Consider the following 26,997-nt stretch of genomic DNA (forward strand, 5'->3'; position numbering starts at 1 on the left):
GTGAAAAAAACACTGTTAGTGAGTGCGATTGCCGCAACGTTAAGTTTGGTTGGTTGCCAATCGACCATCGGTTCGAACTCTGCCAAGCCTGAGAGTACAAGTCATATTTCTCAAAGCGTGTACGAGGTCGAGTTTCAATCAGCTCAGACGTTTTTAGCGCAAACCACAGAGCTTGAACAACACTTCGCAGATTACTGCGCATCGTCGAAAGATGATGCACAAGTAAAACAGCAATGGCATCAAACTATGCTTGCGTGGATGGCATTACAAGGTCAAGAACGTGGCCCTGCTACGGCATTGGAGCAAAGCTGGAATGTTCAGTTTTGGCCAGATAAAAAGAACACCACTGGTCGTAAAATGTCTGTATTGACGAAATCTGATCAAGCTTGGAGTGCAGAAGATATCTCAACCCAAAGCGTCACCGTGCAAGGTTTAGGGGCATTGGAATGGCTGCTTTACGATAAAGCGTCGACCTTATCTAGCAACAGTAATACCTGTGCGACAGGCGTTTCGATTGCAGAAAACCTTGATAATAAAGCGCAGATCATCGCGGATTCTTGGGCAGAGAATCCTTGGAAATCGCTGGAGATGACGGAATGGGAATCTGAGTACATTTCACTGCTCTCTAATCAGCTTGAATACAGCATGAAGAAGTTGAGCCGACCGCTAGCGAAGATTGGTAAGCCTCGCCCGTATTTTTCAGAATCGTGGCGTTCAGAGACCTCGCTTTCAAACTTAAAAGCCAACCTTCAAGGGATGGAAGCGTTGTACTTTGCTAACGGGAATGGTCTAGATGCGCTACTTAGAGAGCAAGGCCATGCAGATCTCGCAGACCGTGTTGTTCATCAGTTCGAAATGGCGTTAGAAACTTGGCCAGAAGATAAGAGCTTGTTTGCTGCACTACAAACAAAAGAAGGCTATCGCATGGTGCTCGCTCAATACAATAAGCTAGAGCAATTGAAGTACCTGATTCACGAAGAAGTAGCGATCGAGCTGGGCGTGGTTATAGGATTTAATGCAACCGATGGTGACTGATCAAACCCGCCGAAAATTACTGAAAGCCGCTCTATTTGGGGCGGCTACACCTATGATGCCATTTGGTTGTGCTTCAACAAGCTCACGTGAGCCTGCGTTGATCGGCTGCTCTATCATTGGCAGAGATAAATATGCAGCGGTGGTAGCGGATGAGCATGGTATGCCGCTATCTTCATTACCGATTCCTGAGCGTGGACATGGTGTAGCAACAAACCAACAAGGCCACGCCGTAGTTTTTGGTCGTCGGCCAGGTACTTTCTTCATGGTGTTTGATTATCGCTCAGAGCAGATGATCAAACTGCAACTAGCAAAGCCAAATCGCCATTTCTATGGGCATGGGGTTTACTCCCATGATGGCACGTTGCTATTTGCCACAGAAGGTGAGAGGGGGACAAGTCTTGGGATCATTGGTGTTTATGATGTGCAGAAGCAATATCAAAAGATCGATGAGTTAACGGGTTTTGGCCTTGGCCCTCATGAAGTGATCATGATGCCCGATGGCGCACTAGCGATTGGCGTCGGTGGCGTACACACTAACGGGCGTGAACCTCTCAATCTTGATAGCATGAGACCTAGCCTTAGTTACCTTTCCCAGGAAGGTAAGTTACTGGATCAAGTGTCTTTACCGGATCATAAGTTGAGTATTCGCCACTTAGCCCATGATGGTGCGGAAACCGTGCTTTGTGGTCAGCAATATCGTGGTGAGCCGGACGAGTATCCAGCCTTGATCGCCTTGCACATGCGTGGTGGTGAAATGCAAGCTCTTCAAGCTGAGCCTGAAGAGTGGGCGCGTTTCAATCACTACGTTGCGAGTATTGCAGCAACCGATGAATGGATCTTAGCCACTTCGCCTCCGGGCAGTTGCTATGGTATATGGTCTAAATCTACTGGCAAATTGGTAGAGCTAAGTGCGTTACCAGACGCCTCTGGTGTTGTGATCTACGGCGATGAATTTCGAGTAAGTTCTGGGGCGGGAAAAGTGGTAGAGCAAAGGCCTGAAGAGTCAAAAAATACCTTCGCAAGTGGTGTGCAATGGGATAACCATTGGTCGAGAATTATCTAGAAAGATCATTGAGTAGGCACTTATTGAGAATTTTGTTGTCGTTTTCGTCTTCAGATTCTTAATTTTAAAGCTGCAACCCGTGAGATATTTGCCATACTTTTTTTATGGCATGTAACGGAAGGATCGTTTTAGTGATTGCTAGATTCCTAATGATAACGGCACTTTTGGTGCCGTTTTGCAGCTTTTCAACAGTAGTTTCTCTCGATGCTTCTGCACAAACAGAGCAAGAGGGGGCAGTTGAACAGCTGTCTGTTGAAAAAATGATCCATTACCCAGATGTAATTGATCAACTGTATCAAAGCACTAATTATCGCTTGAACTGGGAAAACGAAAGCGATGTAGAACAACTCCTTTTTCAGCTTAAGCTCGTTGCATTAGCAGATGTGACTCAAGAGGTTGACAACCAACTGCGCCGCATAGAACAAGTGCGTGAACAAGGCGACAAGCTTGATTTTGATCTTGTAATGAGTGACTCATTGCTCATGTATCTTTCGTACCTAGAGCAGGTTCCAGAAGAGGGCATCCATTGGTTATTTGCGAACAAAGGTAATGTTAGCTTCCCTGCGCCGAGTATTGAGACGCTCTCGTTACTGAGCAATGAAATCACAGTCGGAAAGTTAGACGAGTTCCTTAATGAGTTGCGCTCACCTTTACAAATGGACGAATCGTTCAATACCGCGTATGCATCTTTGTCCACTTACGCCAAGTTTGAGTTCCCTCTTTATCAACAAGATCAACGCTTAGCCCGAGTTGGCGATGAGTTGTTTGATAAAGCCAGCATGATTGCTCGGATGCAGATTGTGGGTGTTGATGTGGGACATTTGGATACGGAAACCACACTCTATGATGAAAACCTAGAGCTCGCGGTGATGGAGTTTCAACGCATTCATGGCTTGAAACAAGATGGCATCATCGGTCCCAATACGATTCGCTGGATTAACTTCTCACCACAGCAACGTTTGCACTCATTAGCCTTGAACGCCGAGCGTTCTCGTATTTGGGCAAAAGAGCGAGACAACGTGGTATTCGTGAACGTTCCCGGATATGAAGTGACTTACTGGCATGATGGACAGCCGCTGTTTGAATCTAAAGTCGTTGTAGGAAAAGCATCACGTAAAACGCCAATCATGACAGGTACATTGGACTCAGTGATCTTAAACCCTACTTGGAATGTGCCGTGGAAGATCATGGTGAAAGACATCATTCCAAAGGTGAAACGCAATCCGATGTATCTGATGCAACACAACATCCAGATTATTCGCTCTTGGACATCACGGGAGATCATTGATCCAACAACCATCAACTGGGCTACCGTGAACCCAAAAACTTTCCCATATCGTATGAGACAGTCATCTGGTTCACACAATGCTTTGGGCCTGTATAAATTCAATATGCCGAACCCACAAGCGATCTACTTGCACGACACACCAAGTAAAAACCTGTTCAATCAGGATCGTCGAGCGTTCAGTTCTGGTTGCGTTCGTGTCGAACATGCTGACCAATTGGCAGAGTTACTCTTCAAGACACAGGGTCTGGAAGAAAGGCTAGCTAAGAAGCGTCAAAATGGTCGTCGCTCTAACACCTCAGTACCGCTTAGTGAACGAATTCAAGTGCATATCATCTATCAAACCGCATGGTTGGAAGAGGGCACCTTGTACTACCGTGATGACATTTATCAATACGATGATCAAGGGTGAGATTCGTTCTCAATTTAAAAAAATTTACAATTCATAAAATCTGTTTTCTGTTCAATAAGTAAACAGAAAAACCAGCCTAAAAACGACAAGCCGGACCGATTTATGCAATTGACGCGTTAAATTGGTTTCGGTAATGTCCGCTGCTCGTACAGTAATTGAGCAGTATTTTCATGGTAAGTCGTAATTTTTCCCGTCGTGATTTTCTTAAAATGAGCGCTGGTGGTGTCGTTGTTGCTTCAGCAATGCCAACCATGTCTTGGGCATCTCTGCCGGATAAACCTCGCGTACTCGCGATGAATAATCTCAATACTGGTGAGCTGTTAGAGTCGTGCTATTTCAATGGAACAAATTATGTCGACGAAGAGCTCAAGCGTCTTGATCAGTTTTGTCGTGATCATCGCCGTAATGAAGTTCATCCAATGGACCGACGTCTGTTCGATCAAATCAGCCAAATCCAAAAGTTGATTGGTACGGAAGCTGAGGTGATTGTGATCTCTGGCTACCGCTCTCCATTGACTAACGCATCATTGCGTAACGGTTCTTCAGGTGTGGCGAAAAAGAGCATGCACATGGAAGGAAAGGCCATTGATTTCCGTTTAGATGGCGTGAAGCTTTCAACAGTTCGAGATGCGGCATTAAGCCTAAAAGCTGGTGGTGTGGGTTATTATCCACGCAGTAACTTTGTTCATATCGATACGGGTGCTGTTCGTTCTTGGTAGTGCCAAGTTGAGACAGGGTTCCTCGTCTCAGAACGTCGCCTATTACCCATGGTACAAAGCTTGAAGTCACTAGGGCTTAGTGTCATAGTTGCGGCAGTTTTCATGCAAATTTATTCGGTATAGGTTATCTATGGCTCTGAAATACCAAGTTGTTCCAGTAACATCTTTCTCTCAAAACTGTTCTATCGTCTGGTGTGACGAAACCATGAAGGGCATTGTGGTTGATCCAGGTGGTGATGAAAAGCAACTCGCAATGCTGATCAAAGAACTGGGTGTTGAAGTAGTAAACCTAGTGCTAACACACGGCCACTTAGACCACGTTGGTGGTACAGAGCCACTGTCTGCACTGTTAGGTGGTACTGAGATTGTTGGCCCTCACAAGGCAGATAACTTCTGGTTGCAAGGTTTAGAAGGCCAAAGCCAAATGTTTGGTTTCCCACTGACTGAAGCATTTGAACCGCATCAATGGCTAAATGAAGGTGACAAGGTCACTTTTGGTAATCAAACCCTGAACGTGATTCACACTCCGGGTCATACGCCAGGTCACGTAGTGCTTTACAGCGAAGAAGCACGCTTGGCGTTTGTCGGCGACGTTCTGTTTAACGGTAGCGTTGGTCGTACAGATTTCCCACAAGGTGATTTCAACACGCTTATTAGCTCGATCAAAGAGAAGTTATGGCCTCTCGGCAACGATGTTACTTTCGTACCAGGTCATGGTCCACAGTCGACATTTGGTCACGAGCGCAAAACTAACCCGTTTGTTGCTGACGAAATGCCGCTTTACTAAGGCGTTTCTGAATTAAGCATCTGGCTCGGCGGCCGCTAGGTAACGTCGAGCCAACCCCACAAACTCTTCCGCTTCTCTATCCAAATCACTGGCTGAGATAAACACGTCGTAGCCATAAAATCGCCTTTGATATTTCATTCTATTCGCTAGCATCGCTTGTAGACCCTCATAGTGCATCCCTTCTTTATTGATGTAAGGCGCGGGGTCTAACACCATGTCTTCAAACTTTGTTTCGCAATTATTTTGTTTTGCTCCTAAATAAAGCAGCGCTCTTTGCCCAAGCAAGATTTCTGTCGCGATACGTGGACAAATCGCGTTGAGATAAGGGGAGTAATGCTTCAACCGAATCCCGATCCACGGAAGCGGTTGGTGCCAGCCTTCTTGTTCGTATGTGCAAATGCCGATGGAGTCGATGTCTTTCCAACGTACCACCCAGCCGCCCTTAAAGAGGTGTTGTTGAAAGTGGGAGGCGGTAAGGGTGAAGGAGACTTGGCTCTTTTTTATCATGATGATGGCAAAGCCAACGATGATGGCCATCAGTACGACCGACAACATCGCTTGCTTCCATCCCGGTGCAATCAAAACCAGAAACATGGTGATGGTGACGACCATAAACATGATCAGTTTGTTGATAGGGGAGTCGGATTTGAAATGTGAGTTACTTAGATGCAGCGTTTCCATGCTTTCAACCTCAATGAACAATGGTGTTGAGACACATGTTTCTCGATATTCACTTGTTTGCCTATCAAGAACAAAGAACCTCTGTTTTTATACCCAGTATTCAATAAATCCGTTCACAATTTATCTGATTAAATAGTAGACGTTCTATGCAGTGAGCGCATTTTTCATCGCGTTTCGCCGCTAAAACCTACAAATCGCTGATGAATTTTGGTATAAAACGCGCTTCAAATTTTCATCCCTGCTGAGATGCAGTGAACTGGAGAAATATTCAATGAGACTTGCTCATAAGCGTAAAGTGCAGATGAAACTGCAAAAACGCATTAAAGCGACAGTAGCAAACGTAGCTGCGGCACCAAAAGCGGCAAAACCTGTTGCTGAGAAAGCAGTAGCTGAGAAGAAAGTAGCTGCAGCGAAAACTGTTGAGGTTGCACTAACTCCTAAGCAACAACAAGTTCTAGATATCGTTGTAGCAAATGCTGAAGGTATCAACCCTAAAGGTATTGGTCTAGCTGCAGGTCAAGAAGACACTAAAGCGGCATCATGGGCTACTGGCGCACTGAAGAAGCTTCTTGAAGAAAACCTAGTTCAAAAAGAGCAGTTAGCAGGTAACAAAGTTATCTATAAAGCAGTTTAATTACCGCTGTAATTCTGTTTCTTAATTGAATACCTCGACTCCAGTCGGGGTATTTTTTTGCCCAAAAAACGCTTTTCGCTCATTTTTAACTGAGTATTCTAACTATACAATTCCGTCATTTGTCACATTTTATTAAATACTGTGTAAATTCTTTCGCAGTCAACTACGTACGTGCTTTATCAGATTTTGATGAGACGAATAGTCTATTAACTATCTGAATAATAAAAATTCTTGCGATTTGATATTAAAAAGACTACGTATAACCACGTAATACTAATGGCTAAGGCTCGCGTCTAAGCCATTTTTGTTGCGTGTTCATGCCCATTTCTTACTTCCATGTAATGTCCCATCTTCTATAGCGAATCCTTATGTAATGGATGACAACAATAACCTTGGTGACAAAGGACGTGAACGATGAGTCTTATCCAAAAATCTCTGAAACGAGTGCTCAAGGCGACAGCAATGGTCGTGACGATGGCATTCGTAGCAACTTCTGCTCATGCTGCTGATGACAAAGTATACCGCCTCAAACTAGCGGAGACGTGGGGGCCAAACTTCCCTATCTTTGGTGACGCAACAAAGAACATGGCAAAAATGGCAGAAGAAATGTCAAACGGACGCTTACAAATCCGCATTGACTCTGCGAACAAACACAAAGCACCACTTGGTGTGTTTGATATGGTGAAATCCGGTCAATACGACATGGGGCACTCGGCTTCTTACTACTGGAAAGGCAAAGTACCAAACACCCTTTACTTTACCTCTATGCCTTTCGGTATGTTGCCAACAGAACAATACGCATGGTTCTACTACGGTGGCGGTATGGAGTTGATGGAAAAGGTTTACTCCCCGCACAATCTATTATCTTTCCCTGGTGGTAACACGGATACCCAAATGGGTGGCTGGTTCCAGAAAGAAATCAAATCAGTCGATGACCTACAAGGTCTGAAAATGCGTATCCCGGGCTTCGCAGGTGAAATCCTTGCTGAGCTAGGTGCGAAGCCAACCAACATCGCACCGGGCGAGCTATACACTTCGCTTGAGCGTCGTACGATCGATGCGTTGGAATGGGTAGGTCCATCTCTGGATTTGCGTATGGGCTTCCACAAAATTGCACCTTACTACTACACAGGTTGGCATGAGCCAGGCACTGAGCTGCAATTCCTAGTCAACAAGCGTACTTGGGAGCGTCTACCGGATGATCTGAAAGCGATTCTTCAAGTGGCGATGAAAGCAGCAGCGTACGACATGTACACGCAATCTAAGCATGAGAGTGGTAAAAACTGGGCGTCTATCCAATCAGAGTACCCAGACGTTCAAGTGAAAGACTTCCCACCAGAGGTGATTGCTGCACTGCGTGAAGCGAACGTTCGTCTCCTAAAACAGCATGCAGAAAAAGATGCTTTAGCGAAAGAGATTCAAGAATCTCAAGCAAGCTACATCGAACAAGTGCGTCCTTGGTCTGATATCTCACACCGAGCTTACCTAAACAGCCAAGCTCAGCAATAACTTCGACATGCTGGCTAGTTCGAACGATTTAGCCAGCAAAAGAAGCCCAAGAAAAACTTCTCTTAGAGAAGGCTATAACAAGTGCTCCGCGAACCAGCGGAGCCAATCCCACACGTTCCATGGAGTTCGGAATGAGAAGCCTTATTTATATTGAGCGAATCTTTAACCGCTTCGGTGATTTTCTGGGGTGGTTATCCAGCATCCTATTTATTTTGTTATTAGCGAACGTGGTGTACGACGTTGTTATGCGCTACGTGTTTAATGACGTATCCATCGCCTTCCAAGAAATGGAGTGGCATCTATTTTCCGCTGTATTTTTATTGGGCGTGCCATACGCGATTAAATCCGGTGGTCACGTTCGAGTAGACATTTTCTATGAGCGCTTATCTTATAAAGCACAATCCATCATCGATATCTTAGGCACGTTACTTTTTCTTTTCCCATTCTGCCTATTGGTTGCTTGGTTCGGTATCGATTTTGCCAAAGAGAGCTACGCTCTCGGAGAAACGTCCGGTGACCCGGGTGGCCTGCCTTATCGATGGATCATTAAAGGCATGATCCCATTGTCATTCTTATTTATGGCGGTCAGCGGTGTTGGTTTACTGCTTCATTCCATCAATAAAATTGTTAACCCTCATCTTATCTATGCCGGTAACAACGGTAAGTCGTAAAAGGAAGTCAGTATGATCGGTATAGTGATGTTTTTTGTAGCTCTGTTTGCGCTACTGCTTGGTTTTCCTGTTGCCTTTACCTTTGGTGGCATTGCATTAATTTTCGGCGTATGGGCAGAAGGCATTGAGATGTTTGCATTCATGCCATATCGTATTCAATCCATCATGGAGAACACGGTGCTGATGGCAGTACCGCTGTTTGTATTCATGGGGCTGGTATTACAAAAGACCCGGTTGGCTGAGCAACTGCTTGAGTCGATGGGACGTTTGTTTGGTGGTATTCGTGGCGGTATCGCTATCTCAACAGTTTTGGTTGGTGCGTTGCTTGCCGCTTCGACGGGCGTAGTTGGTGCATCAGTAGTGGCAATGGGGTTGATCTCTTTGCCAGTGATGCTTAAGTACAACTACGACAAAGGTTTGGCATGCGGCACCATTTGTGCGTCAGGCACGCTTGGGCAAATTATTCCGCCTTCTATTGTTCTAATTCTTCTTGGTGATGTGCTGGGGGTTCCAGTCGGAGACCTTTTCCAAGCCGCGGTTTGGCCGGGTTTAATGCTGGTTGGTGCGTACGTTATCTACATTTTGATTTACGCCAAGCTCAACCCAGAGGCAGCTCAACCTATCGAACGTGATGAATCCATCAGCCGTAAGGAAGAGGTAATTACCGCGCTCAAAGCCGTTTTGCCACCTTTAGCGCTGATCATTGTGGTTTTGGGTTCTATTTTTGCTGGTATTGCTACTCCTACAGAATCAGCGGCGCTAGGCGGTGCTGGTGCAATTGTCCTTTCACTACTTTACAAACAGTTCAGCTGGTCAATGGTGTATGAAGCCTCAAAAGAGACGGTCAAAGTCACAGCGATGGTTTTCGCGATTCTACTGGGTGCAACGGCCTTCTCGATGGCATTTACGTACACGGGCGGCGACTATTTGGTAGAAGAGTGGATGCTAGAGCTTCCGGGTGAGAAGTGGGGCTTTTTGATCATTACCATGTTGGTGATTCTTATTCTCGGTTTCTTTATCGACTTTGTAGAAATCTGTTTCATCATCGTGCCGATTATTGCGCCTGTAGCCGAGTTAATGGGCATCAACATGACGTGGTTTGCGATTCTTATTGCCATGAACCTTCAAACCTCATTCCTCACGCCACCATTTGGATTTAGCTTGTTCTATTTGAAAGGTGTAGCACCAACGGGTGTGGCAACTCGTGATATCTATCGAGGCGTTATGCCATTTATCGCGATTCAAATCGTGGTTCTGGCTTCCTTGTTGTTCTTCCCAGGCTTTTACGGCATGTCATAAAAGCCATGATGTCATCGGGGAACGAGGTTTTTGTGACCTGAGAGTTTCTACCTTTTGAGACAAGTTGTTAAGCTGATTAGTTATTAAGCTAATCAGCGTTTCATTGGAGGAAAGGGATGCCTCTCAAAGCCAAATTAATCTTGCTGGCATTGATCCCAGTGGTTTTGGTGTCAGCAAGCATCAGTTGGATTTCCATCTACCAAGCAAAAACGCTGGGTCAACGCGAAGTGGAGATCTTTCACCAAAGTCTGATTCAATCAAAAGAAGTGGCATTGAAAGATACCGTTGATCTGGCTTTCGATGCGATTTCTCACATCTATAACGACTCTACTATCGACGAACATGTTGCCAAAGAACGTGTTAAAGCCATTCTGAACCGCCTTCGATATGGCTCAGATGGTTACTTCTTCGCTTACGATAAACACGGTACCAATTTAGTCCATCCGATACTGCCGGAACTCGTGGGGCAGAACTTACTTCACATTCAAGATGAAAACGGCGATCACCTGATTGAGGCGTTACTTTATCAAGCCCAACTTGGCGGTGGTTTCCATCAATACCTTTGGCAGAAGCCCTCCACAGGTGAAGTCGTGCCTAAGTTAAGCTACGCCGCATGGCTTGATAAGTGGGATTGGATGATTGGAACGGGGTTGTACATAGAGGATGTGAGCCGTGAAGTTGCCAACATGCGCGCTGCGGTGAATCAGAACATCGAAACGACGTTCTTTACCGTAGTTGTGATTTTGGTTGTGACTGTCGCCGTGATTATTGTTTTAACCCTCGCTATCAACCTCCATGAGCATCGCTTAGCGGATAAAAACCTTAAAGAACTGGCCCACAAAACGGTGATGTTCCAAGAGGATGAGAAAAAGCACCTAGCCAGAGAGTTGCATGATGGTATCAATCAATTATTGGTTTCAAGCAAATGCCACCTTGATTTGATGGGAGATCGTATTGAAGATGAAAAGCTCAAATCCCACCTCGACAAATCTCAACGCTCGTTGATCACCGCAATTAATGAAGTACGACATATCTCGCACCAGCTTCGTCCAAGTGCCTTGGATGACATCGGCCTAGAAGCGGCGCTTTCGACGTTGCTGCAAGACTTTCATTCTCACTCAGGTATGGATATCGATAGCCATTTTGATACGGCACAGCTCAAGCTGAAATCGGAAGTGGCGACCACGTTGTACCGTGTGGCTCAGGAGTCTTTGAATAATATCGAGAAACACGCCAAGGCAAAAAAGGTCACGGTAATTTTGCAAAAGATGGGCAATATGCTGCAATTGATCATACGTGACGATGGCATTGGCTTTATGGTCAATCAATCTGTACACCGCCAAGGCATCGGTTTGCGTAACATGCGTGAGCGTGTGGAGTTTATTGGTGGTGAGTTTGAATTGATGAGTGAACCGGGGCTAGGGACAGAAATCACCGTATTGTTAGATTTGGATGGATTAGTTTATGGATAAACCAATTAGTGTGGTGATAGTGGATGATCATCAGGTCGTGCTCGATGGGTTTATGGCGCGTCTAGAGCTGGAGCCTGATATTGATGTTATTGGTACCGCGAGCAATGGCCTTGAGGCGATTGAAGTATCCAAATTGCTCAACCCCGATGTGATTCTTATGGACATCAGTATGCCCATCATGAATGGCATCGAAGCCACGGGTGTGATTAAGGAAGAGCGTCCAGAGAGCAAAATTTTGATGTTAACCATGCATGATAACCGTGAGTACATCATGAAGGTGATGCAAGCTGGCGCTGTGGGCTACATGCTGAAAGAAATCTCAGCCGAGAAGATGGTGCAAGCAATCAAAACCGTTAATCAAGGTTCGACTTATTTTTGTGAATCGGTCACTCAAACCTTGTTTACGCAAGATGTGGTACCTGCGGCACAAAAGCCCAACCCACTGAGCCGTCGTGAAGAAGCAGTATTAAAATTGGTCGCGCAAGGGCATAGCAGTAAAAAGATTGCTACGCTTTTGGATATCAGTTATCGAACGGTAGAGACGCATCGTCATAACATCAAACACAAATTGGATTTGCACTCGACAGCTGAGTTGGCGAAATACGCGTTTGAAACGGGATTAACGGAGTAGGGAAGGGATAACAAAGCGCTCATCGGGGAAAGAGTGATAAGCGCTAAAGAAGAAGCTTATTCTGGTTTAGTTATGCTACCTAGTTCAAGCATTGGCGCAACATCGATGTCTTCTGCGTTCATCATGGTAGAGATGCGCTGAACAGAAGATAGCAGCAAGCTTTGCTCCCACTCTTCAAGCTTTTGGAAGCGACTGATGAAGTGTTCTTGCAATGGCGTCGGAGCTTGTTTAAGTGCTTCTTGGCCTTTTTCCGTCAAGACAGCATGAACTTTACGTTTGTCTTCTACGCTGCGGCGTCGTTCGACAAGTTGATTGCGCTCTAAACGGTCAAGAATAGTCGTAGCCGTTGCCTGACTCATGTTGGTATGGCTAGACAATTGCTTGATAGTGACATTATCAAGTTCACTGATAGCACGCATTAGAATCAACTGAGGAGCCGTCAAACCAGACTCTTTGCTCAACTTCTTTGAATGTAAATCAATAGCGCGGATGATCTGACGAATCGAGACCAAGACTTCTTCGTACTTTTCCAATTTCGTAATCCAGTCATTAAGGGATCATGTAACGAGGCGACACTAACTCAAAAGCGTTGTTATTAAAAGGGCTTAGTTAGGTATCGCGACACCAATTTTCAATTATTTGCCTTGGCTCTCCTTATTGTTTCTAAGGGCATTCGGTGGATAAAAAAGTAACGGCTAGAATTATTATAGTAAGAAATGTTTGTGGTCTAATTATTGTCGTGGTGGTTTTCGCTTTTTTTGGTGGATTTTTCTGATTGAAAAGTAAGTTATTGGATTTTTTATCAGCAAAAGATAGACAAAAACGCCTCAAATGGTAGGATCTTCAACTTTCATGGAAAATAAAATGTATCGTGTTCAAATGATTTTTAATGCCTTGTTAAAAATATTGAATGCAAAAGAGAGGAACAATGACAAAAGGTATAGATAAGTACAGTATCGACAGTACCGACTATACGGTTGGTCAAGACAACGTGCAAAAATGGGGGTTTGACGTACATAATCCTGTTTTTGGTATTAGTGCGGGCTTCATTGCGCTATTTCTAATTGCTGCACTTGTGCTGGATGCACACACCGCGAAAGCGGCACTGGATGGTCTTAAGTGGAAGATCATCGGTTCTTTCGACTGGCTATTCATCATTTCTGGTAACATCTTCGTTATCTTCTGTTTGGTACTGATCGTATCGCCAATGGGTAAAATTCGCCTTGGTGGTAAAGACGCGGTTGCCGATTACTCATTCGTATCTTGGTTGGCGATGTTGTTCGCAGCAGGTATGGGTATCGGTCTGATGTTCTGGAGTGTGGCAGAGCCAGTGGCTTACTTCACTGGTTGGTATGAAACCCCGCTAGGTGTAGAGGCAAACACGCCGGAAGCGGCTAAGCTTGCACTGGGCGCGACGATGTTCCACTGGGGTCTACACCCATGGGCAATCTACGGTGTCGTAGCACTTTCCCTTGCTTTCTTCACATACAACAAAGGCCTTCCGCTTTCTATGCGTTCGATCTTCTACCCATTGTTGGGCGATCGCGCGTGGGGTTGGGCTGGTCATATTGTTGATATTCTTGCAGTACTAGCAACGCTATTTGGTCTTGCAACGTCGCTAGGTCTTGGTGCGCAACAAGCAGCGAGTGGTATTCACCACGTGTTTGGTGTGGAGCCGGGTCTAGGCTTACAGATCGTCGTTATTACGATTGTGACGTTACTTGCGGTTGTTTCGGTAATCCGTGGTATCGATGGCGGTGTAAAGGTCATCAGTAACATCAACATGGTTATTGCCTTCCTACTGCTTATCCTTGTGGGTTTGATTGGTTGGGCTGTGAGCTTAGGTTCAATTCCTACCACCTTTATGGCGTACATAGAAAACTTGGTTCCACTGAGCAACCCGTTTGGTCGTACTGACGAAGCTTGGTTCCAAGGTTGGACAGTATTCTACTGGGCTTGGTGGATTTCATGGTCACCATTCGTGGGTATGTTCATCGCTCGCGTATCTCGCGGTCGTACGGTTCGTGAATTCATCACAGCGGTACTGATTGTTCCAACAGCGGTAACACTAATTTGGATGTCAGTATTCGGTGGTCTAGCTATCGATCAAGTGATCAACAATGTGGGTGAGCTAGGTGCAAACGGTCTAACGGACGTATCACTAGCGATGTTCCAAATGTTTGATGTTCTGCCATTCGGTAACATGCTGTCTATCATTGCTGTTGTGTTGGTATTGGTATTCTTCATCACTTCATCGGACTCTGGCTCACTGGTTATCGACAGCATTACCGCTGGTGGTAAAGTGGATGCACCAGTTCTACAACGTGTATTCTGGGCGTTTATGGAAGGTGCGATTGCGGTTGCACTGCTGTGGATTGGTGGTTCAGAAGCGGTTCAAGCGCTGCAAGCTGGTGCTATCTCTACCGCGTTACCATTCACATTCGTATTGCTTGCAATGTGTGTCAGCCTATTGATGGGTATGAGAACAGAACGTCAATAATTGATATGATTTATAAATATCGTTAGATATTAATGAGTTAAAAAGCCAGCGAAATGCTGGCTTTTTTTGTGCGATTTTTCTGACGCTTGCCAAAAAAATGACGAAGTAAATTCTTTATTTTACAACAGGTTATTGTCTTAATTTTGTGAATAATCTTCGTGATTACTTTGTCAGAAATGTGTAATATTCAGCCACCTTAACTGTTCTCCCAACCTCTTATAATAATTATGAAATTATCATTAAAACAAAAGCTAATTGGCGCAAGCCTATCTGCTGTTGTAGTGATGGCAACAGCACTGACTTGGCTGTCGGCTGGTCAATTGTTTGATCAGACGCGTTCAGGTGTCTATTCACGAGCACAAAGCCTAAGTAACGCAGCATCAGAAGGTATTTCTGACTGGGTTGCGATTCGCAAAGACATTGCGACGGCTTTCAACGGCTACTCAACAGAGCAAGACGTGGTGCCTTTCTTACAACAAGCGCGCAAAGCGGGGGGCTTTGACGATATCTTCCTAGGTACTCCGGAGGGAGGTATGTACCGTTCTCATCCAGAACGTAACCGTGCAGACTATGACCCTCGTACTCGCCCTTGGTACAAAGATGCAAATGCAGCAGGTAAGCAGATCATCACCGAAGCTTACCAAGATGCGATCACAAATGCATTACTGGTGACTATCGCAGAACCTGTGATGAAAAACGGTAAGTTCATTGGTGTGGTTGGTGCGGACGTACTGATCGATCAGCTAATTGACGACGTTATCAGTCTAGATGCGGGTGAAAACGCACATGCAATGCTGATCGACATGAACGATGGTACTTTCCTTGCGCATCCAAACAAAAGTTTAACGCTTAAGCCAATCACTGACCTTACTCAAGAGTTTTCGAAAGGCTCTATTGAGCGTGCTGCAAATTCTGGAACCATTGAAACAGCAACGATCAAAGGTCAAGAGAAGCTTTTTTACTTTAGCAAAGTACCGGGCACAAACTGGATGTTCGCAATCGAGATGGATCGCGCAACGGAAGAAGCAAGCCACGCGCAACTTCTGCGTGAGATGGTTATTACCGCGGTATTGATCACTATTGTGGTGATTGTTGCAGTATCTTGGTTGGTAGGCTTCTTGTTTCGCGATCTAGGCCGAGTATCACAAGCACTGGAAGAAATTGCCTCAGGTGAGGGTGACTTGACGCAGCGTCTGGAACCTCGCAGTGATGATGAAGTGGGCAAACTTGCCGATAACTTCAACCGCTTTGTTGGCAACATGCACACCATGGTGACCAAACTGAGTCATGTCTCTTCAGCCTTGTCAGAACAAGCGCGTACAACGGCACAACAAGCTGAAGAGCGTAGTCAGCGCATCTCTTACCAGCAAGATGAAATCAACATGGTTGCGACTGCCGTTAATGAGATGGCTGCAGCGACGCAAGAGATTGCAGGAAACGCAGATAACACAGCATCAAGCTCTGAAGAAGCAGTACAAGCCTGTGTGCATGGCTCTGGCCAAGTAACGCAAACTCAAGGCTCTATCCAAAACCTAGCGCAAGAAGTGCAAGTTGCGACCAATGTTATCCAAGAGCTGGAAGCACACGGTAACGCGATCAACACCATTCTTTCGACCATCCAAGGCATTGCAGAGCAAACTAACCTGTTGGCACTGAACGCGGCGATTGAGGCAGCACGTGCAGGTGAACAAGGTCGTGGTTTTGCTGTCGTGGCGGATGAGGTTCGTGTATTGAGCCAACGTACTCACGCATCAACGCAAGAGATCCAAGAGACAATCGAAATGCTACAAGGCACAACGGCGAAAGCGGTGGGTATCATGGATGACAGTCGTCGTCTTGCTGACACCAGTGTCGATGATGCAAACTCAGCAGCGGTAAGCTTGACTCAAATCCACTCTGCGGTTGAGCGCATCAGCGACATGGCAACGCAAATTGCGTCTGCGGCGGAAGAGCAAGCCTCTGTGACAACAGAAATTACTCGTAACACCGAAGGCATTCGTGATGTGTCTGACGAGCTTTCTGTTGAAGCGCACCAAGCAGCAGAGCAAGCGGCGCATTTGTCTGAGCTTTCTCACGAACTAGAGCAAGAGATCAAACGCTTCAAGCTGTAAGCTTTGAGTGTTAGTTAAGCGCTGTTTTTCGCGTTTAACGAAAATAGGAAAGGAGCCAATTGGCTCCTTTTTGTTTATCTAGAGATAATATTTTCGCTTCTAGCTTCTCGCTACAGCCACAAGCTACTGATGGGTTGCTCTTCATTGTAGTGGTGGGCAATTTGCGCCTGCAGCAACTCGGCGGTAGCAATCGCATCGGTTAACGCGTGATGCGGCGTATAATCTGGCAGTCCATAACGTCGACGAGATTGAGCCAAACGCAACGATTTCGGCTTATTGCCTTTGAGTTTATTCCACAAACCGCCAGAAGTTCTTTGTTGGATGTCTTCTTCAATCTGCAGTGTATCTAACACTGGAAACTCAATACCTTCCCCAAGACGCGTACGAAGTGCCTGATCAAGAAACTCTCGTTCTATGCGGCGGTAATGCACCACGACAATCTTACCCGCTAAGCTCTCCAATAATGGGCCAAGGATCTCGCCCAAATCGGGCGCATCAATCAGTTCATTATGGGTAATGCCGTGAATGATGACGGAGTCTTCATCGAGTTTTTCTTGAGGGCGAACTTTCCAGTGTTTCGCTTGACGTAAGAAAATACGATTGAGATTAAACGGCACCAAACCAATGGTAATAATGCCGTTTTTTTGCGGATTTAAGCCCGTCGTTTCGAAATCTAACGCGACAAATTCCACCTGAGAGAGTGGGGTCTCCGGAACAGGTAACTCCTTACCGTAAAAGGCGACCAAGCGCTCGTCAGTGGCACGTTCCAACTTTTGCTGGAACTTCATTGGCCACTGGATACTGGGCTTTTGAAACAACTTTTTGATCATTCCACGCCTCACTTAAATTTGTTGCTGGCCTGATAACGGAACTTCAAGAAGTTCTGACCATTGCTGAGGATTTGGAACGCATCTTTTAGGTTTCGGCGTTCGAAATCCGACAGGTTTTCAGGCTCAATGTTGTTATCCGGCTCAATTCCTAACTCAACATCGATTGCTTGGTGGCGGATACGTACCATAGAGATGAACTCCATCGCATCCTTCAAGTCTTGCGCACGGCCTTTTGGCAAAATACCGGCGTCGATGATGTCATCAAGGCGTTCAAATGAGTTTTGAGCACGAGAGCCGACCGCAAGCGAGTGAACGCGAATCAAGTCCACCAGAGGTGCTGTGCCTCGGCGTTTTAGGTTGATCGAGTTCTTATGCTGGCCATCTTTCTCCATCACGAAGTCTTTAAAGAAGCCGAGCGGCGGAGTTCGGTTCAACGCGTTGCGTGCTAAACATGCCAAGAATCGGTTGTTCTTACGAGCGCGACGCACGATGAAGCTGGTCAACTGTTCTGCCCATTTCAAACGTCCATAGACACCATCTAAATCGAAGAAGATAGAGGCGTTGAGTAGCGCTTTCGGGTTTGGATCATCAATCCAATCGGCGAAGCACTCCTCCCACTGTGAACGTGTCATCCGCCACATTGGATTGGTTGCCATAATGTCGCCAGTACAGTACTTATAGCCACACACGTTCAAGCCATCGCTGACGTATTGTGCGAGCGCTTCAAAGTACTTACCATGCTTTTTTTCTTTATAGGTGTCATCAAGAATGATGGCGTTATCTTGGTCGGTAACCAGAAGCTGTTCGTCACGTCCCATGGAGCCAAGAGCAAGAAAGCAGTAGGGAATAGGTGGTGGCCCTAATTCTTCTTCTGCCATTTCGAGTAGACGTTGTTTGAAGCTTCGGCCAATCACCGACATGGCACTGCCGACCATGTGCGAGTTGGCGTCTTCGTTCACCAAACGCACGAAGCTGCTTTTCACTTCTTCTGCAACAATGGCTAAGTCTTCGATGGTTTGTTGCTGGAAGATGCTACTCACCAGTAACAAGGAGTTCTGCGACTCGTAACGAACGATATCCGTTGCTTCTATGATGCCAATCGGCATTTGCTCTTTCACTACTGGCAAGTGGTGCACGTTGTAACGAAGCATGGTTAGCATGGCTTCATACACGTATGCGTTGTGGTCCAGTGAGATAACTTCGGTCGTCATCACAGTTGATACTTCATCAAGCGGTGAGAGACCTTCTGCTAAGACGCGAGTACATAAATCACGGTCAGTGATAATACCGACGACTGGCGATTGTGGATCTTCTTCATCCAGCACAAAATCTGGGTCTACAATCAATAGCGAAGAAACGTTGTCTTGCGCCATCAGTTGTGCTGCTTCTTGGATTGTCTGGCCGCGCTCAATGGTAGGCGCTTCGCGGGTAAGGAGCGTTTTGACTTTAGAAGTGGTTAAGTCATTTGCATCGTTGTTTTCGGATACCGTTTGGCGAAGACGTGCGCTGTTTTCTACTTCGACAAAATCAGCGAATGAGTCGAAGTTATCGTAAAGCTCTTGGAAGATATCTTGCGGAATACAGTAAAGTAAGGAGTCTTCAATCGCTTTTACAGGGAAGCGAACTTTGTTGTTGGTAAGAAGACCCATTTGACCAAAAAGGTCGCCCTCGTCGAGTCGGTTATACAGCTCACCTTTACGTCGGTAGACTTCAACCACGCCGCTGCGAACCATGTATAGGTCATTGATCTGGTCGCCGAAGTGAATGATAGGAGTATCTTGACGGTAGTAAGAGATTTCGATGTTCTCTGTCACTTTGGTGAGCGTTTCTTCCGGAAGCTCGTTGAATGGGGGATACTTGGCGAGAAAGTTATATATCTCGAGAAGTTCTGCTTCCATTAAGGTGCCTTTTGGTTTGCAAGTGATAGGGTAATCTTAACTTAGTTTTAAAACAGAGTCTTATCGGATAACTGTTTTTCGTGCGCAATGATAAGATTCAGACAAGTCGCACGGCAATTCGTTATTATTTCGGCTACGCTGTCATCAAGATGCCGAATTAAATCAATACAATGGGCGTATAAAGAAGAGTTTTGGATGACACTCATGGAAGGAAGTAGAATGGTAAGACTATTATTAGCTGCACCTCTTGTAGCATTACCAATAATGAGCGTTGCCTCAGAGTCAGAACAAGTCGATAAATTTGGCTACGAGCACATCAATCTAGACATCGGTGCTGGCACCACAAATGAAGAATGGCTAGATAACTCCAACGCGACGACGTTGGGCTTGGGTGGTAACTATATGTTCACCGACAACTGGCTGTTTAATGTCGATTACTCCGCGCAGTTTTTCCACCCAGACGATTTCACTTTGCGTATAGACCGTTTGATGTTTGGTGGTGGCTATCGCTACGGTATTAATGAACAGTTTGATGTGTATGGTCTCTATGGGCTTGGTGCGATTAAATCCAAAGCGACCGACGACAATACCGACCGAACGCTTTCATCGGATAGTGAATTTATTCAAGGTGTGACGATTGGTGCTAATTACTTATTCAGTGAAAAGCTGATGGCAACGGCAGAAGTTCACTTAAATCGCAGTGATATTGTGGATGAGAACAACTACAAGATCGCGTTTAACTACCAATGGCACCATGTGATTGGCTCTGGGCTTTACTACCAGTTCCGTGACACTGATTATCAAAGCCGAGAATCTGATCACATTAACGAAGTGGGCATCAGCTTTAAGTTCGTTTATTGAGCCTTGTGAATCCTCGTTGTTTGAATTAGAACCGCCCGAATTAAAACAAATGTACGAAAAAGGTCAGCAATTGCTGACCTTTTTATTCCGACTTGTTTAAGCAAGAAGGGCGATTATAGAACCGCCGCAATGCCTTTACATAGAGGACCCATGTTTGACTTCGTCATGCCCGCTACACTGATGCGGCCAGAGCCAACAATGTAGATTGCGAACTCTTCTTGCAGACGGTTTACTTGTTCTTTAGACAGACCAGAGAACGAGAACATGCCGTTTTGACGCTCGATGAAGCTAAAGTCTGCGTCGACACCTTCTGCTTTCAGAGTTGCTACAAACAGTTCGCGCATCTCTTGGATACGGTCACGCATTTCTGCTACTTCTGCTTCCCATTCTGCACGCAGTGCTGCGTCACCAAGAATATGAGTTACAACTGCACTGCCGTGAGCTGGTGGGTTAGAGTAAATAGAACGGATGATTGCTTTCACTTGCGAAAATGCTGTTGTTGCCACTTCTTCTGATTCTGCAACTAAAGTGAATGCACCAACACGCTCGTTGTAAAGGCCAAAGTTCTTAGAGAAAGAGCTCGCTACTAGGATCTCTTTGTTGTATTTAGCGAAAGTACGTAGACCTGCTGCATCTTCTTCTACACCTTTCGCGAAACCTTGGTACGCAAAGTCGAATAGAGGAAGTAGTTTTTTATCAGCAACCAGTTTAGCCAGTGTTTCCCACTCTTCTGCAGTTGGGTCGATACCTGTTGGGTTGTGGCAGCAGCCGTGCAGTAGAACCACGTCGCCTTCTGAAGCAGACTGAAGGTCAGTCAGCATTGCGTCTAAGTCTTTGTCTTTGGTTTCTGCGTTGTAGTAGCTGTATTGTGCTGTCTCAATACCTGCGGCAGTGAATACGCCATTGTGGTTAGCCCAAGTTGGGTTACTGATCCACACTTTAACGTTACCAAGTTGGCGCTTAATAAATTCACCTGCAACGCGTAATGCACCAGTACCACCTGGAGCTTGTGCTGTTTTAGCGCGTTTGTCTGCGACGATTTCAGCATCAGCACCGAAAAGCAGTTTTTGCACGGCAAGGCCGTATTCTGCAGTACCTTCGATGGTCAGGTAAGATTTGGTTTTTTCAGTTTCAATCAGTGCGGCTTCGGCTTTTTTAACAGTCGCAAGAACAGGGGTTTCACCTTGTTCGTTCTTGTAAATACCAACGCCTAGGTTGATTTTTTCAGCGCGAGTATCTTTTTTAAACTCTTCAGTTAGTCCAAGAATAGGGTCAGCCGGAGCGGCAACTACTTTTTCAAACATAATCTTCATCCATGTTAATCGAAGGGGTCTGCAGACATTTATACCTTTCAGCAATATTCGTTACAACAGTTAGTGAACAGAAAACTTAAAATAATTTTGATTTGAAACAGAAATCTAACATAACGAAGGCTTTTGATATAAAAAACCCTCTTAACAAGCGTTTTAAGAGGGGGATAATTGGCTAAGCGGCGATGTTTTGTTCATCTTGATATTGATGAGCGATACGTTGGAATTCTGCTTCGACCGCAAGAAATACAGCAACAATTTGTGATTCGAAATGCTTGCCTTTGCCTTCCAGAATGATGGCTTTCGCCTTGTCATGACTGAACGCTGGCTTGTAAACGCGTTTAGAAATCAGCGCGTCATACACATCCGCTAGCGCCATTAGTCGGCCGGAGAGCGGAATTGCTTCACCAGAAAGTTGGTTTGGATAACCACTTCCATCCCACTTTTCATGGTGTGTTAGCGCAATCTCTTTTGCAACTCGTAAAAAGGAACTAATTCCTAGCTGTTTTTCTGCAATTGACAGTGCTTCGGCACCAATTTCAGCATGACCCTTCACGATCTCAAACTCATCGTCGGTCAGCTTTCCTGGTTTGAGTAACACGTTGTCAGGTACATCGACCTTGCCTACATCATGTAATGGGGCAGATTTGTAGAGTAATTCGATGTGATCTTGTTATGTATTAGGCGGAATTTACAAATTAGCCCCGACTGTGCGGGGCTTTGGGTCAATCATAGTAGATGAAACTCGTACTGAGCTTACTTCTTCAGGTTCATCTCTGATTCAACGGCGTTGGTTTCGATATCTGGGTTAGAAGACAGTTTACCCGTCGCCCAATCATTCACATGCTTTAAGATTGCTTTTAGTGCGTGTTTTTCAGTCGGTGCTTCAGAAGATTCTACTTCTAGTTTTTGCTTAGGGTGTGAACCCGTCGCATCTTCAGCAACGTGCAGCCAATCTGGGTGCCAGTAATAAGGTTGGCCTGATGGTGTGCTCCATGCGTGAACACCATTAGTTTCGCCTTTGTATTGGATATCGTTTTCGTTGTACTTAGTCATTATTATCGTCTCTCATAGTCATGAGTTGAGGTGTGCGTCACCATTACTCTATAAATGTAACAGATGTTATCGGAATTAATGTGATTGCTATCTATTTATCTTGTTGATAAATAATCCATTCCGTTGCACAGCTCTCATTCAGATAGATTTATTGGCACTTCGCTACAATAACCATCTGATAAATAGGTATTAAACGCGCCTTATTGTTCATTTAGGTGCTTGATAATCGCCGCTTTCGCGTGCTCTTCTGTGGCAGTTTCCCCATCAGGTACTTCAAGCTCAGCTTTTGGGTGAACGCCTAATGCGTCTTCAGCAATATGAAGCCAATCAGGATGCCAGTAATAAGGGTTATTGCCCTCTGGGTGATCCCAGCTGTGAACTCCTTGGTGTACACCTCGGTAGGAGAGGTCATCCATCGTAAACATTTTCATCATTTTCTCCCGCAAGAAATTTCATGCCTTTGAAAGTATGGAACATAAATTCTCATTTCGTAACGGCAATTGATATCACTAAGATTGATTAATTACGTTTCGAGTTTGATAGGTGTGATGTCGTTATAAAGGCGCGAAGTATGCTAATGTGCGCTCGATAGTCAGGAATGAGGGAAGCATGAACCGATATCGCCAACTGGCTGAGTTGTTTAAATCTCAGATCCAACAAAATACGTGGAGAGCAGGAGAAAAACTGCCATCTGTTCGTGTAACGAGTCGCAGCCATTCAGTCAGTACTGGGACAGTATTGCAAGCTTATCAATTGCTAGAATCTCAAGGTTGGGTGACGGCAAAACCGCAATCAGGGTACTTTGTTACCGCTGATCTCGAACGATTGGAAGTTTCAACGTCAGAAAGCCATCCGCTGCGAGTGTCGGTTAATGATGAGCTTTATGATTTTTTGAAGCATCAAGGATCACCAGAGTCGATTAAGCTTGGTTCGGCTTTTCCGGATCCAGCCTTGTTTCCTTTGGAAGCGTTAAACCGTAACCTCGCCAGTTCTGGGCGAAAAATGGGGCCAGATACGCTGTTAGATAATCTTCCTCCAGGCAGTGAATCGCTACGCCGCTTGATTGCGCAGCGTTACATTCAGCAAGGTCTTAACTTAACCCATGACGATATCGTGATTACTTCGGGCGCGTTAGAGGCACTGAACCTTAGCTTACAAGCAGTGACTCGTCCTGGAGATACGGTTGTGATTGAATCACCGGCCTTCTATGGGGCGCGACAAGCGATTGAGCGGCTTGGTTTGAACGTAATCGAGATCACTGTTGATGCGCAGCATGGCCACTCGATAGAGCAACTAGAGTGGGCGTTTACCAATAGCGATGTGCGCGCTTGCTGGTTAATGACGAACTTTCATAATCCAACTGGTACATCGCTTTCTGAACAAAACAAGCAGCGTATCGTCGAGCTTGCGAGCCAGTATGATGTGTATCTGATCGAGGATGATGTCTACGCTGAGCTCTATTTCGCTGATAAAAAGCCAGCATCACTGAAAAGCTTCGACACTCAAGAGCGAGTGCTCCACTGTGGTTCACTATCAAAAAGCCTTTGTCCCGGTTATCGATTGGGGTGGGTGGTTAACAAACGCTTTAATGAACCGATTCAAAAACTGCAGTTAATGTCGACGCTTTCTGGCAGTGCGCCTATCCAACAGGGCGTGGCGCATTATCTTCAAAACGACAGTTACGATAATCACCTGAGAAAGTTACGTAGAACGTTGCAACAGCGACAAGAACGCTTCGTTGCCCTCATCAAAACGCACCTTCCTCAAACAGTGAACTTTCACCTGCCTTTGGGTGGGTATTTCTTATGGCTAGAACTGCCCCAAGAGGTGGATAGTAAACAACTTTATCAAACACTCTTGAAGGAGCAAGTGACCGTCGCTTATGGGAAATTGTTTTCTGTCGACGAGAAGTTTGAGCACTATTTGAGGTTGAATACCTCTTTTGCCGATAGCGAGCATTTAGAGAGTGCGATCAAAAATTTAGGTAGTCTTGTGCGCGAAGCAACTGTTTAGTGTTTTTTTGGTCAAACTGTATCAGCGCTTTTCCAACCAGCTGTGCTTCAATCATCACTAGAAACCTCTATACAAGGAGTGATGATGAAAAAGCAGTTGGTAAAACATGAGTTACGATTGATCGCAGTAGCGGTTTTTAGCGCTTTCTTGTTGGTGTTTGCTCACCTTATTTTAGCGAAATCTTTTTCTCATATGGCGTGGACGGAGTACACAGCCGCCGTTATTCCCTTTATTATGTTTGGCTTGTGCGTGTTAGGTGTGAAGTACGCAGCTAACGCCGATAAAGATGATGAGAGTGAGCCTTAACGACTCATTACAAAGAATAGGGAAGAGCGGAATGAAGAGAGTGTTATCACTTGCGCTGTGCCTTGCGGCATTTGGTGCTTCAGCGAGCGAAAATAGTGAGCCCAAGTCAGTCACGTTGAACTATGACCAAACCCAGCTTGTTGCTGAGATTCAACCAGACAACCACTTTGAAGCACGAATTGACAATGAACAAGAGCGCATCGACTTTTCTGGTTCTGTCGATAAGCTCCATCCAGATTACACGCTGGAAGTGTCGGTTAAACAAGCAAGTAAGCTTCAACGCTCTACCGCTCAGGTCAATACGAAAGTACTGATAAAGCAAGGTGAAAGACAATCGCCTTTGACCATCGGCAGTGTCAACGGCAAGAAAGTGAGTGTGTCACTTAACTGAGCTAATTTCGCTGCTGAGAAAACAGCATTGAAAAGTACAGCAGTTGACTTTTGCTAAAGACAAAATAAAAGACCTCCACATGGGAGGTCTTTTTAATTCTGTATCACTCTAGGTGATTAGAAGTTCGCAGAGCGAGGAGTACGTGGGAATGGGATCACGTCACGAACGTTGCCCATACCAGTTACGTAAGATACTAGACGCTCGAAGCCTAGACCGAAGCCTGCGTGTGGCACTGTGCCGTAACGACGTAGGTCGCGGTACCAGCTCATGTGTTCAGGGTCGATGCCCACTTCACGCATACGTGCATCTAGGATGTCTAGACGCTCTTCACGTTGAGAACCACCGATGATTTCGCCGATGCCTGGTGCTAGTACATCCATTGCAGCAACGGTTTTACCGTCATCGTTAGCACGCATGTAGAATGCTTTGATGTCTTTCGGGTAGTTCTTAACGATTACAGGCGCTTTGAAGTGTTCTTCAGCAAGGAAACGCTCGTGCTCAGAAGACATATCGATACCCCATTCAACTGGGAATTCGAACTCACGACCTGAATCAAGAAGGATCTGGATTGCGTCAGTGTAGTCAACTTGCGCGAAGTCAGAAGAAACGAACTGCTCTAGGCGAGTGATCGCTTCTTTGTCGATGCGTTGAGCAAAGAACTCAAGGTCATCACGACACTCTGCAAGTACTGCTTTGAACACGAACTTCAGCATGTCTTCAGCCAGTTTAGCAACGTCGTCTAGTTCTGCGAACGCAACTTCAGGCTCAACCATCCAGAATTCCGCTAGGTGGCGGCTCGTGTTTGAGTTTTCAGCACGGAAAGTAGGACCGAACGTGTAAACTTTGCTTAGCGCACAAGCGTAAGCTTCTGCGTTTAGCTGACCAGATACCGTTAGGAACGTCTCTTTACCAAAGAAATCTTCGTTGTAATCTACTTTGCCTTCTTCAGTGCGAGGTAGGTTTTCCATGTCTAGCGTAGATACGCGGAACATTTCACCAGCACCTTCAGCATCTGAAGCAGTGATCAGTGGCGCAGATACCCAGAAGTAACCTTGCTCGTGGTAGAAGCGGTGGATCGCTTGAGCTAGACAGTTACGTACACGTGCTACTGCACCGATTACGTTTGTGCGCGGACGTAGGTGCGCTACTTCACGTAGGTACTCGATAGAGTGACGAGTTTTTGCCATTGGGTAAGTGTCAGCATCTTCAACCCAGCCTACAACTTTAACGTCAGTTGCTGCTAGTTCGAAGTCTTGACCTTTCGCAGGAGAGGCAACAATCTTACCAGTTACTTCAACAGAACAGCCAGTAGTTAGCTTTAGTACTTCGTTGTCGTAATTATTGAGATTATTAGGGACCACGGCCTGAATCGGGTCGAAACAAGAGCCGTCATAAATGGCAAGGAAAGAGATTCCAGCTTTGGAATCACGACGTGAACGGATCCAGCCACGAACAGTTACTTCACTGTCTACTGCTAGCTGACCTTTCAAAACGTCTGATACAGGCGCGTAAGTCATGTTTTC

The 26,997-nt window shown here is 45.6% G+C and carries 25 protein-coding genes and 1 pseudogene; 17 read left to right on the forward strand and 9 right to left on the reverse strand.

What is annotated here, in order from left to right:
- From QTO06_RS01370 to QTO06_RS01390, 5 genes are all read left to right on the forward strand, one after another.
- A complete protein-coding gene (locus QTO06_RS01370; protein ID WP_331406628.1) occupies positions 1-1,035 on the forward strand; it encodes an imelysin family protein in 1,035 nt (344 codons plus the stop codon).
- The gene (locus QTO06_RS01375; RefSeq protein ID WP_331406630.1) at positions 1,016-2,098 is read left to right on the forward strand and encodes a DUF1513 domain-containing protein; all 1,083 of its coding nucleotides are present in this window, start codon (positions 1,016-1,018) and stop codon (positions 2,096-2,098) included. The genes QTO06_RS01370 and QTO06_RS01375 overlap by 20 nt, the downstream gene beginning before the upstream one ends.
- A 104-nt stretch (positions 2,099-2,202) precedes the next feature.
- Positions 2,203-3,795 (forward strand): L,D-transpeptidase family protein, encoded by a 1,593-nt coding sequence (locus QTO06_RS01380; RefSeq protein ID WP_331406631.1) that lies wholly within the window; start codon positions 2,203-2,205, stop codon positions 3,793-3,795.
- 170 nt (positions 3,796-3,965) lie between these two features.
- Complete coding sequence (locus tag QTO06_RS01385; RefSeq protein WP_331406632.1) at positions 3,966-4,514, forward strand: DUF882 domain-containing protein; 549 nt, start codon at positions 3,966-3,968, stop codon at positions 4,512-4,514.
- Between the two features lie 130 nt (positions 4,515-4,644).
- Positions 4,645-5,301, forward strand: a complete 657-nt coding sequence (locus QTO06_RS01390) for an MBL fold metallo-hydrolase (RefSeq protein WP_005430620.1) — start codon at positions 4,645-4,647, stop codon at positions 5,299-5,301.
- Between the two features lie 12 nt (positions 5,302-5,313).
- Here QTO06_RS01390 and QTO06_RS01395 read toward each other — a convergent pair whose 3' ends face one another.
- Positions 5,314-5,982, reverse strand: a complete 669-nt coding sequence (locus tag QTO06_RS01395) for a DUF2982 domain-containing protein (RefSeq protein WP_331406634.1) — start codon at positions 5,980-5,982, stop codon at positions 5,314-5,316.
- A 271-nt stretch (positions 5,983-6,253) separates the two neighbouring features.
- Between QTO06_RS01395 and QTO06_RS01400 the strand changes: the two genes are divergently transcribed.
- The 6 genes from QTO06_RS01400 to QTO06_RS01425 all read left to right on the forward strand — a co-directional run bounded on the left by QTO06_RS01400 (position 6,254) and on the right by QTO06_RS01425 (position 12,198).
- Positions 6,254-6,616 carry a hypothetical protein gene (locus QTO06_RS01400; RefSeq protein ID WP_005438876.1) on the forward strand — a complete coding sequence of 121 codons (363 nt, stop codon included), beginning with the start codon at positions 6,254-6,256 and terminating at the stop codon, positions 6,614-6,616.
- A 414-nt stretch (positions 6,617-7,030) separates the two neighbouring features.
- Complete coding sequence (locus QTO06_RS01405) at positions 7,031-8,125, forward strand: TRAP transporter substrate-binding protein (RefSeq protein WP_331406635.1); 1,095 nt, start codon at positions 7,031-7,033, stop codon at positions 8,123-8,125.
- 131 nt (positions 8,126-8,256) lie between these two features.
- The gene (locus tag QTO06_RS01410; RefSeq protein ID WP_010447628.1) at positions 8,257-8,796 is read left to right on the forward strand and encodes a TRAP transporter small permease subunit; all 540 of its coding nucleotides are present in this window, start codon (positions 8,257-8,259) and stop codon (positions 8,794-8,796) included.
- A 12-nt stretch (positions 8,797-8,808) separates the two neighbouring features.
- Positions 8,809-10,095: a TRAP transporter large permease gene (locus QTO06_RS01415; RefSeq protein ID WP_331406636.1), complete on the forward strand. Its 1,287-nt coding sequence runs from the start codon at positions 8,809-8,811 to the stop codon at positions 10,093-10,095.
- A 116-nt stretch (positions 10,096-10,211) separates the two neighbouring features.
- Positions 10,212-11,567: a cache domain-containing protein gene (locus QTO06_RS01420; RefSeq protein ID WP_331406637.1), complete on the forward strand. Its 1,356-nt coding sequence runs from the start codon at positions 10,212-10,214 to the stop codon at positions 11,565-11,567.
- The gene (locus QTO06_RS01425) at positions 11,560-12,198 is read left to right on the forward strand and encodes a response regulator (protein ID WP_038889999.1); all 639 of its coding nucleotides are present in this window, start codon (positions 11,560-11,562) and stop codon (positions 12,196-12,198) included. Before QTO06_RS01420 ends, QTO06_RS01425 begins: the two co-directional genes overlap by 8 nt.
- A gap of 56 nt (positions 12,199-12,254) precedes the next feature.
- Here QTO06_RS01425 and cosR read toward each other — a convergent pair whose 3' ends face one another.
- Positions 12,255-12,731 carry a MarR family transcriptional regulator CosR gene (cosR, locus tag QTO06_RS01430; RefSeq protein ID WP_005438864.1) on the reverse strand — a complete coding sequence of 159 codons (477 nt, stop codon included), beginning with the start codon at positions 12,729-12,731 and terminating at the stop codon, positions 12,255-12,257.
- A 395-nt stretch (positions 12,732-13,126) separates the two neighbouring features.
- Between cosR and QTO06_RS01435 the strand changes: the two genes are divergently transcribed.
- Both QTO06_RS01435 and QTO06_RS01440 read left to right on the forward strand, forming a co-directional pair.
- Positions 13,127-14,698: a BCCT family transporter gene (locus QTO06_RS01435; protein ID WP_331406638.1), complete on the forward strand. Its 1,572-nt coding sequence runs from the start codon at positions 13,127-13,129 to the stop codon at positions 14,696-14,698.
- 227 nt (positions 14,699-14,925) lie between these two features.
- On the forward strand, positions 14,926-16,809 hold the full coding sequence (locus tag QTO06_RS01440; protein ID WP_331406639.1) for a methyl-accepting chemotaxis protein: 1,884 nt from the start codon (positions 14,926-14,928) through the stop codon (positions 16,807-16,809).
- 110 nt (positions 16,810-16,919) lie between these two features.
- Here the strand turns inward: QTO06_RS01440 and QTO06_RS01445 are convergent, their stop codons facing one another.
- The gene (locus QTO06_RS01445) at positions 16,920-17,639 is read right to left on the reverse strand and encodes a 3'-5' exonuclease (protein WP_331406640.1); all 720 of its coding nucleotides are present in this window, start codon (positions 17,637-17,639) and stop codon (positions 16,920-16,922) included.
- A gap of 8 nt (positions 17,640-17,647) precedes the next feature.
- Positions 17,648-19,537, reverse strand: a complete 1,890-nt coding sequence (locus tag QTO06_RS01450) for a DUF294 nucleotidyltransferase-like domain-containing protein (protein WP_331406641.1) — start codon at positions 19,535-19,537, stop codon at positions 17,648-17,650.
- 219 nt (positions 19,538-19,756) lie between these two features.
- Between QTO06_RS01450 and QTO06_RS01455 the strand changes: the two genes are divergently transcribed.
- Positions 19,757-20,398, forward strand: a complete 642-nt coding sequence (locus tag QTO06_RS01455; protein ID WP_331406642.1) for an outer membrane beta-barrel protein — start codon at positions 19,757-19,759, stop codon at positions 20,396-20,398.
- Between the two features lie 113 nt (positions 20,399-20,511).
- Here the strand turns inward: QTO06_RS01455 and QTO06_RS01460 are convergent, their stop codons facing one another.
- The 4 genes and pseudogenes from QTO06_RS01460 to QTO06_RS01475 all read right to left on the reverse strand — a co-directional run bounded on the left by QTO06_RS01460 (position 20,512) and on the right by QTO06_RS01475 (position 23,195).
- On the reverse strand, positions 20,512-21,702 hold the full coding sequence (locus QTO06_RS01460) for an amino acid aminotransferase (RefSeq protein ID WP_331406643.1): 1,191 nt from the start codon (positions 21,700-21,702) through the stop codon (positions 20,512-20,514).
- A 181-nt stretch (positions 21,703-21,883) separates the two neighbouring features.
- Positions 21,884-22,378 (reverse strand): annotated as a pseudogene (locus tag QTO06_RS01465) (HD-GYP domain-containing protein); the annotation flags it as partial.
- Positions 22,379-22,464: 86 nt separating this feature from the next.
- Positions 22,465-22,764 (reverse strand): hypothetical protein, encoded by a 300-nt coding sequence (locus tag QTO06_RS01470; RefSeq protein WP_005429731.1) that lies wholly within the window; start codon positions 22,762-22,764, stop codon positions 22,465-22,467.
- A gap of 200 nt (positions 22,765-22,964) precedes the next feature.
- A complete protein-coding gene (locus QTO06_RS01475) occupies positions 22,965-23,195 on the reverse strand; it encodes a hypothetical protein (RefSeq protein WP_005429733.1) in 231 nt (76 codons plus the stop codon).
- Between the two features lie 178 nt (positions 23,196-23,373).
- On the opposite strand from QTO06_RS01475, the gene QTO06_RS01480 reads away from it, so the two are divergent.
- The 3 genes from QTO06_RS01480 to QTO06_RS01490 all read left to right on the forward strand — a co-directional run bounded on the left by QTO06_RS01480 (position 23,374) and on the right by QTO06_RS01490 (position 25,474).
- Entirely contained in the window at positions 23,374-24,777 is a 1,404-nt protein-coding gene (locus QTO06_RS01480; protein WP_331406644.1) for an aminotransferase-like domain-containing protein, read from the forward strand.
- A gap of 84 nt (positions 24,778-24,861) precedes the next feature.
- A complete protein-coding gene (locus QTO06_RS01485) occupies positions 24,862-25,083 on the forward strand; it encodes a hypothetical protein (RefSeq protein ID WP_009706870.1) in 222 nt (73 codons plus the stop codon).
- Positions 25,084-25,114: 31 nt separating this feature from the next.
- Positions 25,115-25,474: a hypothetical protein gene (locus QTO06_RS01490; RefSeq protein WP_331406645.1), complete on the forward strand. Its 360-nt coding sequence runs from the start codon at positions 25,115-25,117 to the stop codon at positions 25,472-25,474.
- Positions 25,475-25,590: 116 nt separating this feature from the next.
- On the opposite strand, the gene asnS is transcribed toward QTO06_RS01490, so the two are convergent.
- Positions 25,591-26,991: an asparagine--tRNA ligase gene (asnS, locus tag QTO06_RS01495; protein ID WP_331406661.1), complete on the reverse strand. Its 1,401-nt coding sequence runs from the start codon at positions 26,989-26,991 to the stop codon at positions 25,591-25,593.
- Positions 26,992-26,997: the final 6 nt, after the last annotated feature.

Source organism: Vibrio sp. M260121, from assembly GCF_036533715.1.
Classification (GTDB): domain Bacteria; phylum Pseudomonadota; class Gammaproteobacteria; order Enterobacterales; family Vibrionaceae; genus Vibrio.

Bases quoted from the DNA above. Each gene is read 5' to 3' on its own strand.
- QTO06_RS01485 (WP_009706870.1), top strand. From the start codon at position 24,862: ATGAAAAAGCAGTTGGTAAAACATGAGTTACGATTGATCGCAGTAGCG.
- QTO06_RS01480 (WP_331406644.1), top strand. From the start codon at position 23,374: ATGAACCGATATCGCCAACTGGCTGAGTTGTTTAAATCTCAGATCCAA.
- QTO06_RS01440 (WP_331406639.1), top strand. From the start codon at position 14,926: ATGAAATTATCATTAAAACAAAAGCTAATTGGCGCAAGCCTATCTGCT.
- QTO06_RS01455 (WP_331406642.1), top strand. From the start codon at position 19,757: ATGGTAAGACTATTATTAGCTGCACCTCTTGTAGCATTACCAATAATG.
- QTO06_RS01475 (WP_005429733.1), bottom strand. From the start codon at position 23,195: ATGAAAATGTTTACGATGGATGACCTCTCCTACCGAGGTGTACACCAA.
- asnS (WP_331406661.1), bottom strand. From the start codon at position 26,991: ATGACTTACGCGCCTGTATCAGACGTTTTGAAAGGTCAGCTAGCAGTA.
- QTO06_RS01460 (WP_331406643.1), bottom strand. From the start codon at position 21,702: ATGTTTGAAAAAGTAGTTGCCGCTCCGGCTGACCCTATTCTTGGACTA.
- QTO06_RS01420 (WP_331406637.1), top strand. From the start codon at position 10,212: ATGCCTCTCAAAGCCAAATTAATCTTGCTGGCATTGATCCCAGTGGTT.
- QTO06_RS01415 (WP_331406636.1), top strand. From the start codon at position 8,809: ATGATCGGTATAGTGATGTTTTTTGTAGCTCTGTTTGCGCTACTGCTT.
- QTO06_RS01380 (WP_331406631.1), top strand. From the start codon at position 2,203: ATGGCATGTAACGGAAGGATCGTTTTAGTGATTGCTAGATTCCTAATG.
- QTO06_RS01390 (WP_005430620.1), top strand. From the start codon at position 4,645: ATGGCTCTGAAATACCAAGTTGTTCCAGTAACATCTTTCTCTCAAAAC.
- QTO06_RS01490 (WP_331406645.1), top strand. From the start codon at position 25,115: ATGAAGAGAGTGTTATCACTTGCGCTGTGCCTTGCGGCATTTGGTGCT.
- QTO06_RS01450 (WP_331406641.1), bottom strand. From the start codon at position 19,537: ATGGAAGCAGAACTTCTCGAGATATATAACTTTCTCGCCAAGTATCCC.
- QTO06_RS01375 (WP_331406630.1), top strand. From the start codon at position 1,016: ATGCAACCGATGGTGACTGATCAAACCCGCCGAAAATTACTGAAAGCC.
- QTO06_RS01395 (WP_331406634.1), bottom strand. From the start codon at position 5,982: ATGGAAACGCTGCATCTAAGTAACTCACATTTCAAATCCGACTCCCCT.
- QTO06_RS01410 (WP_010447628.1), top strand. From the start codon at position 8,257: ATGAGAAGCCTTATTTATATTGAGCGAATCTTTAACCGCTTCGGTGAT.
- QTO06_RS01445 (WP_331406640.1), bottom strand. From the start codon at position 17,639: ATGATCAAAAAGTTGTTTCAAAAGCCCAGTATCCAGTGGCCAATGAAG.
- QTO06_RS01470 (WP_005429731.1), bottom strand. From the start codon at position 22,764: ATGACTAAGTACAACGAAAACGATATCCAATACAAAGGCGAAACTAAT.
- QTO06_RS01425 (WP_038889999.1), top strand. From the start codon at position 11,560: ATGGATAAACCAATTAGTGTGGTGATAGTGGATGATCATCAGGTCGTG.
- QTO06_RS01400 (WP_005438876.1), top strand. From the start codon at position 6,254: ATGAGACTTGCTCATAAGCGTAAAGTGCAGATGAAACTGCAAAAACGC.
- QTO06_RS01435 (WP_331406638.1), top strand. From the start codon at position 13,127: ATGACAAAAGGTATAGATAAGTACAGTATCGACAGTACCGACTATACG.
- QTO06_RS01405 (WP_331406635.1), top strand. From the start codon at position 7,031: ATGAGTCTTATCCAAAAATCTCTGAAACGAGTGCTCAAGGCGACAGCA.
- QTO06_RS01385 (WP_331406632.1), top strand. From the start codon at position 3,966: ATGGTAAGTCGTAATTTTTCCCGTCGTGATTTTCTTAAAATGAGCGCT.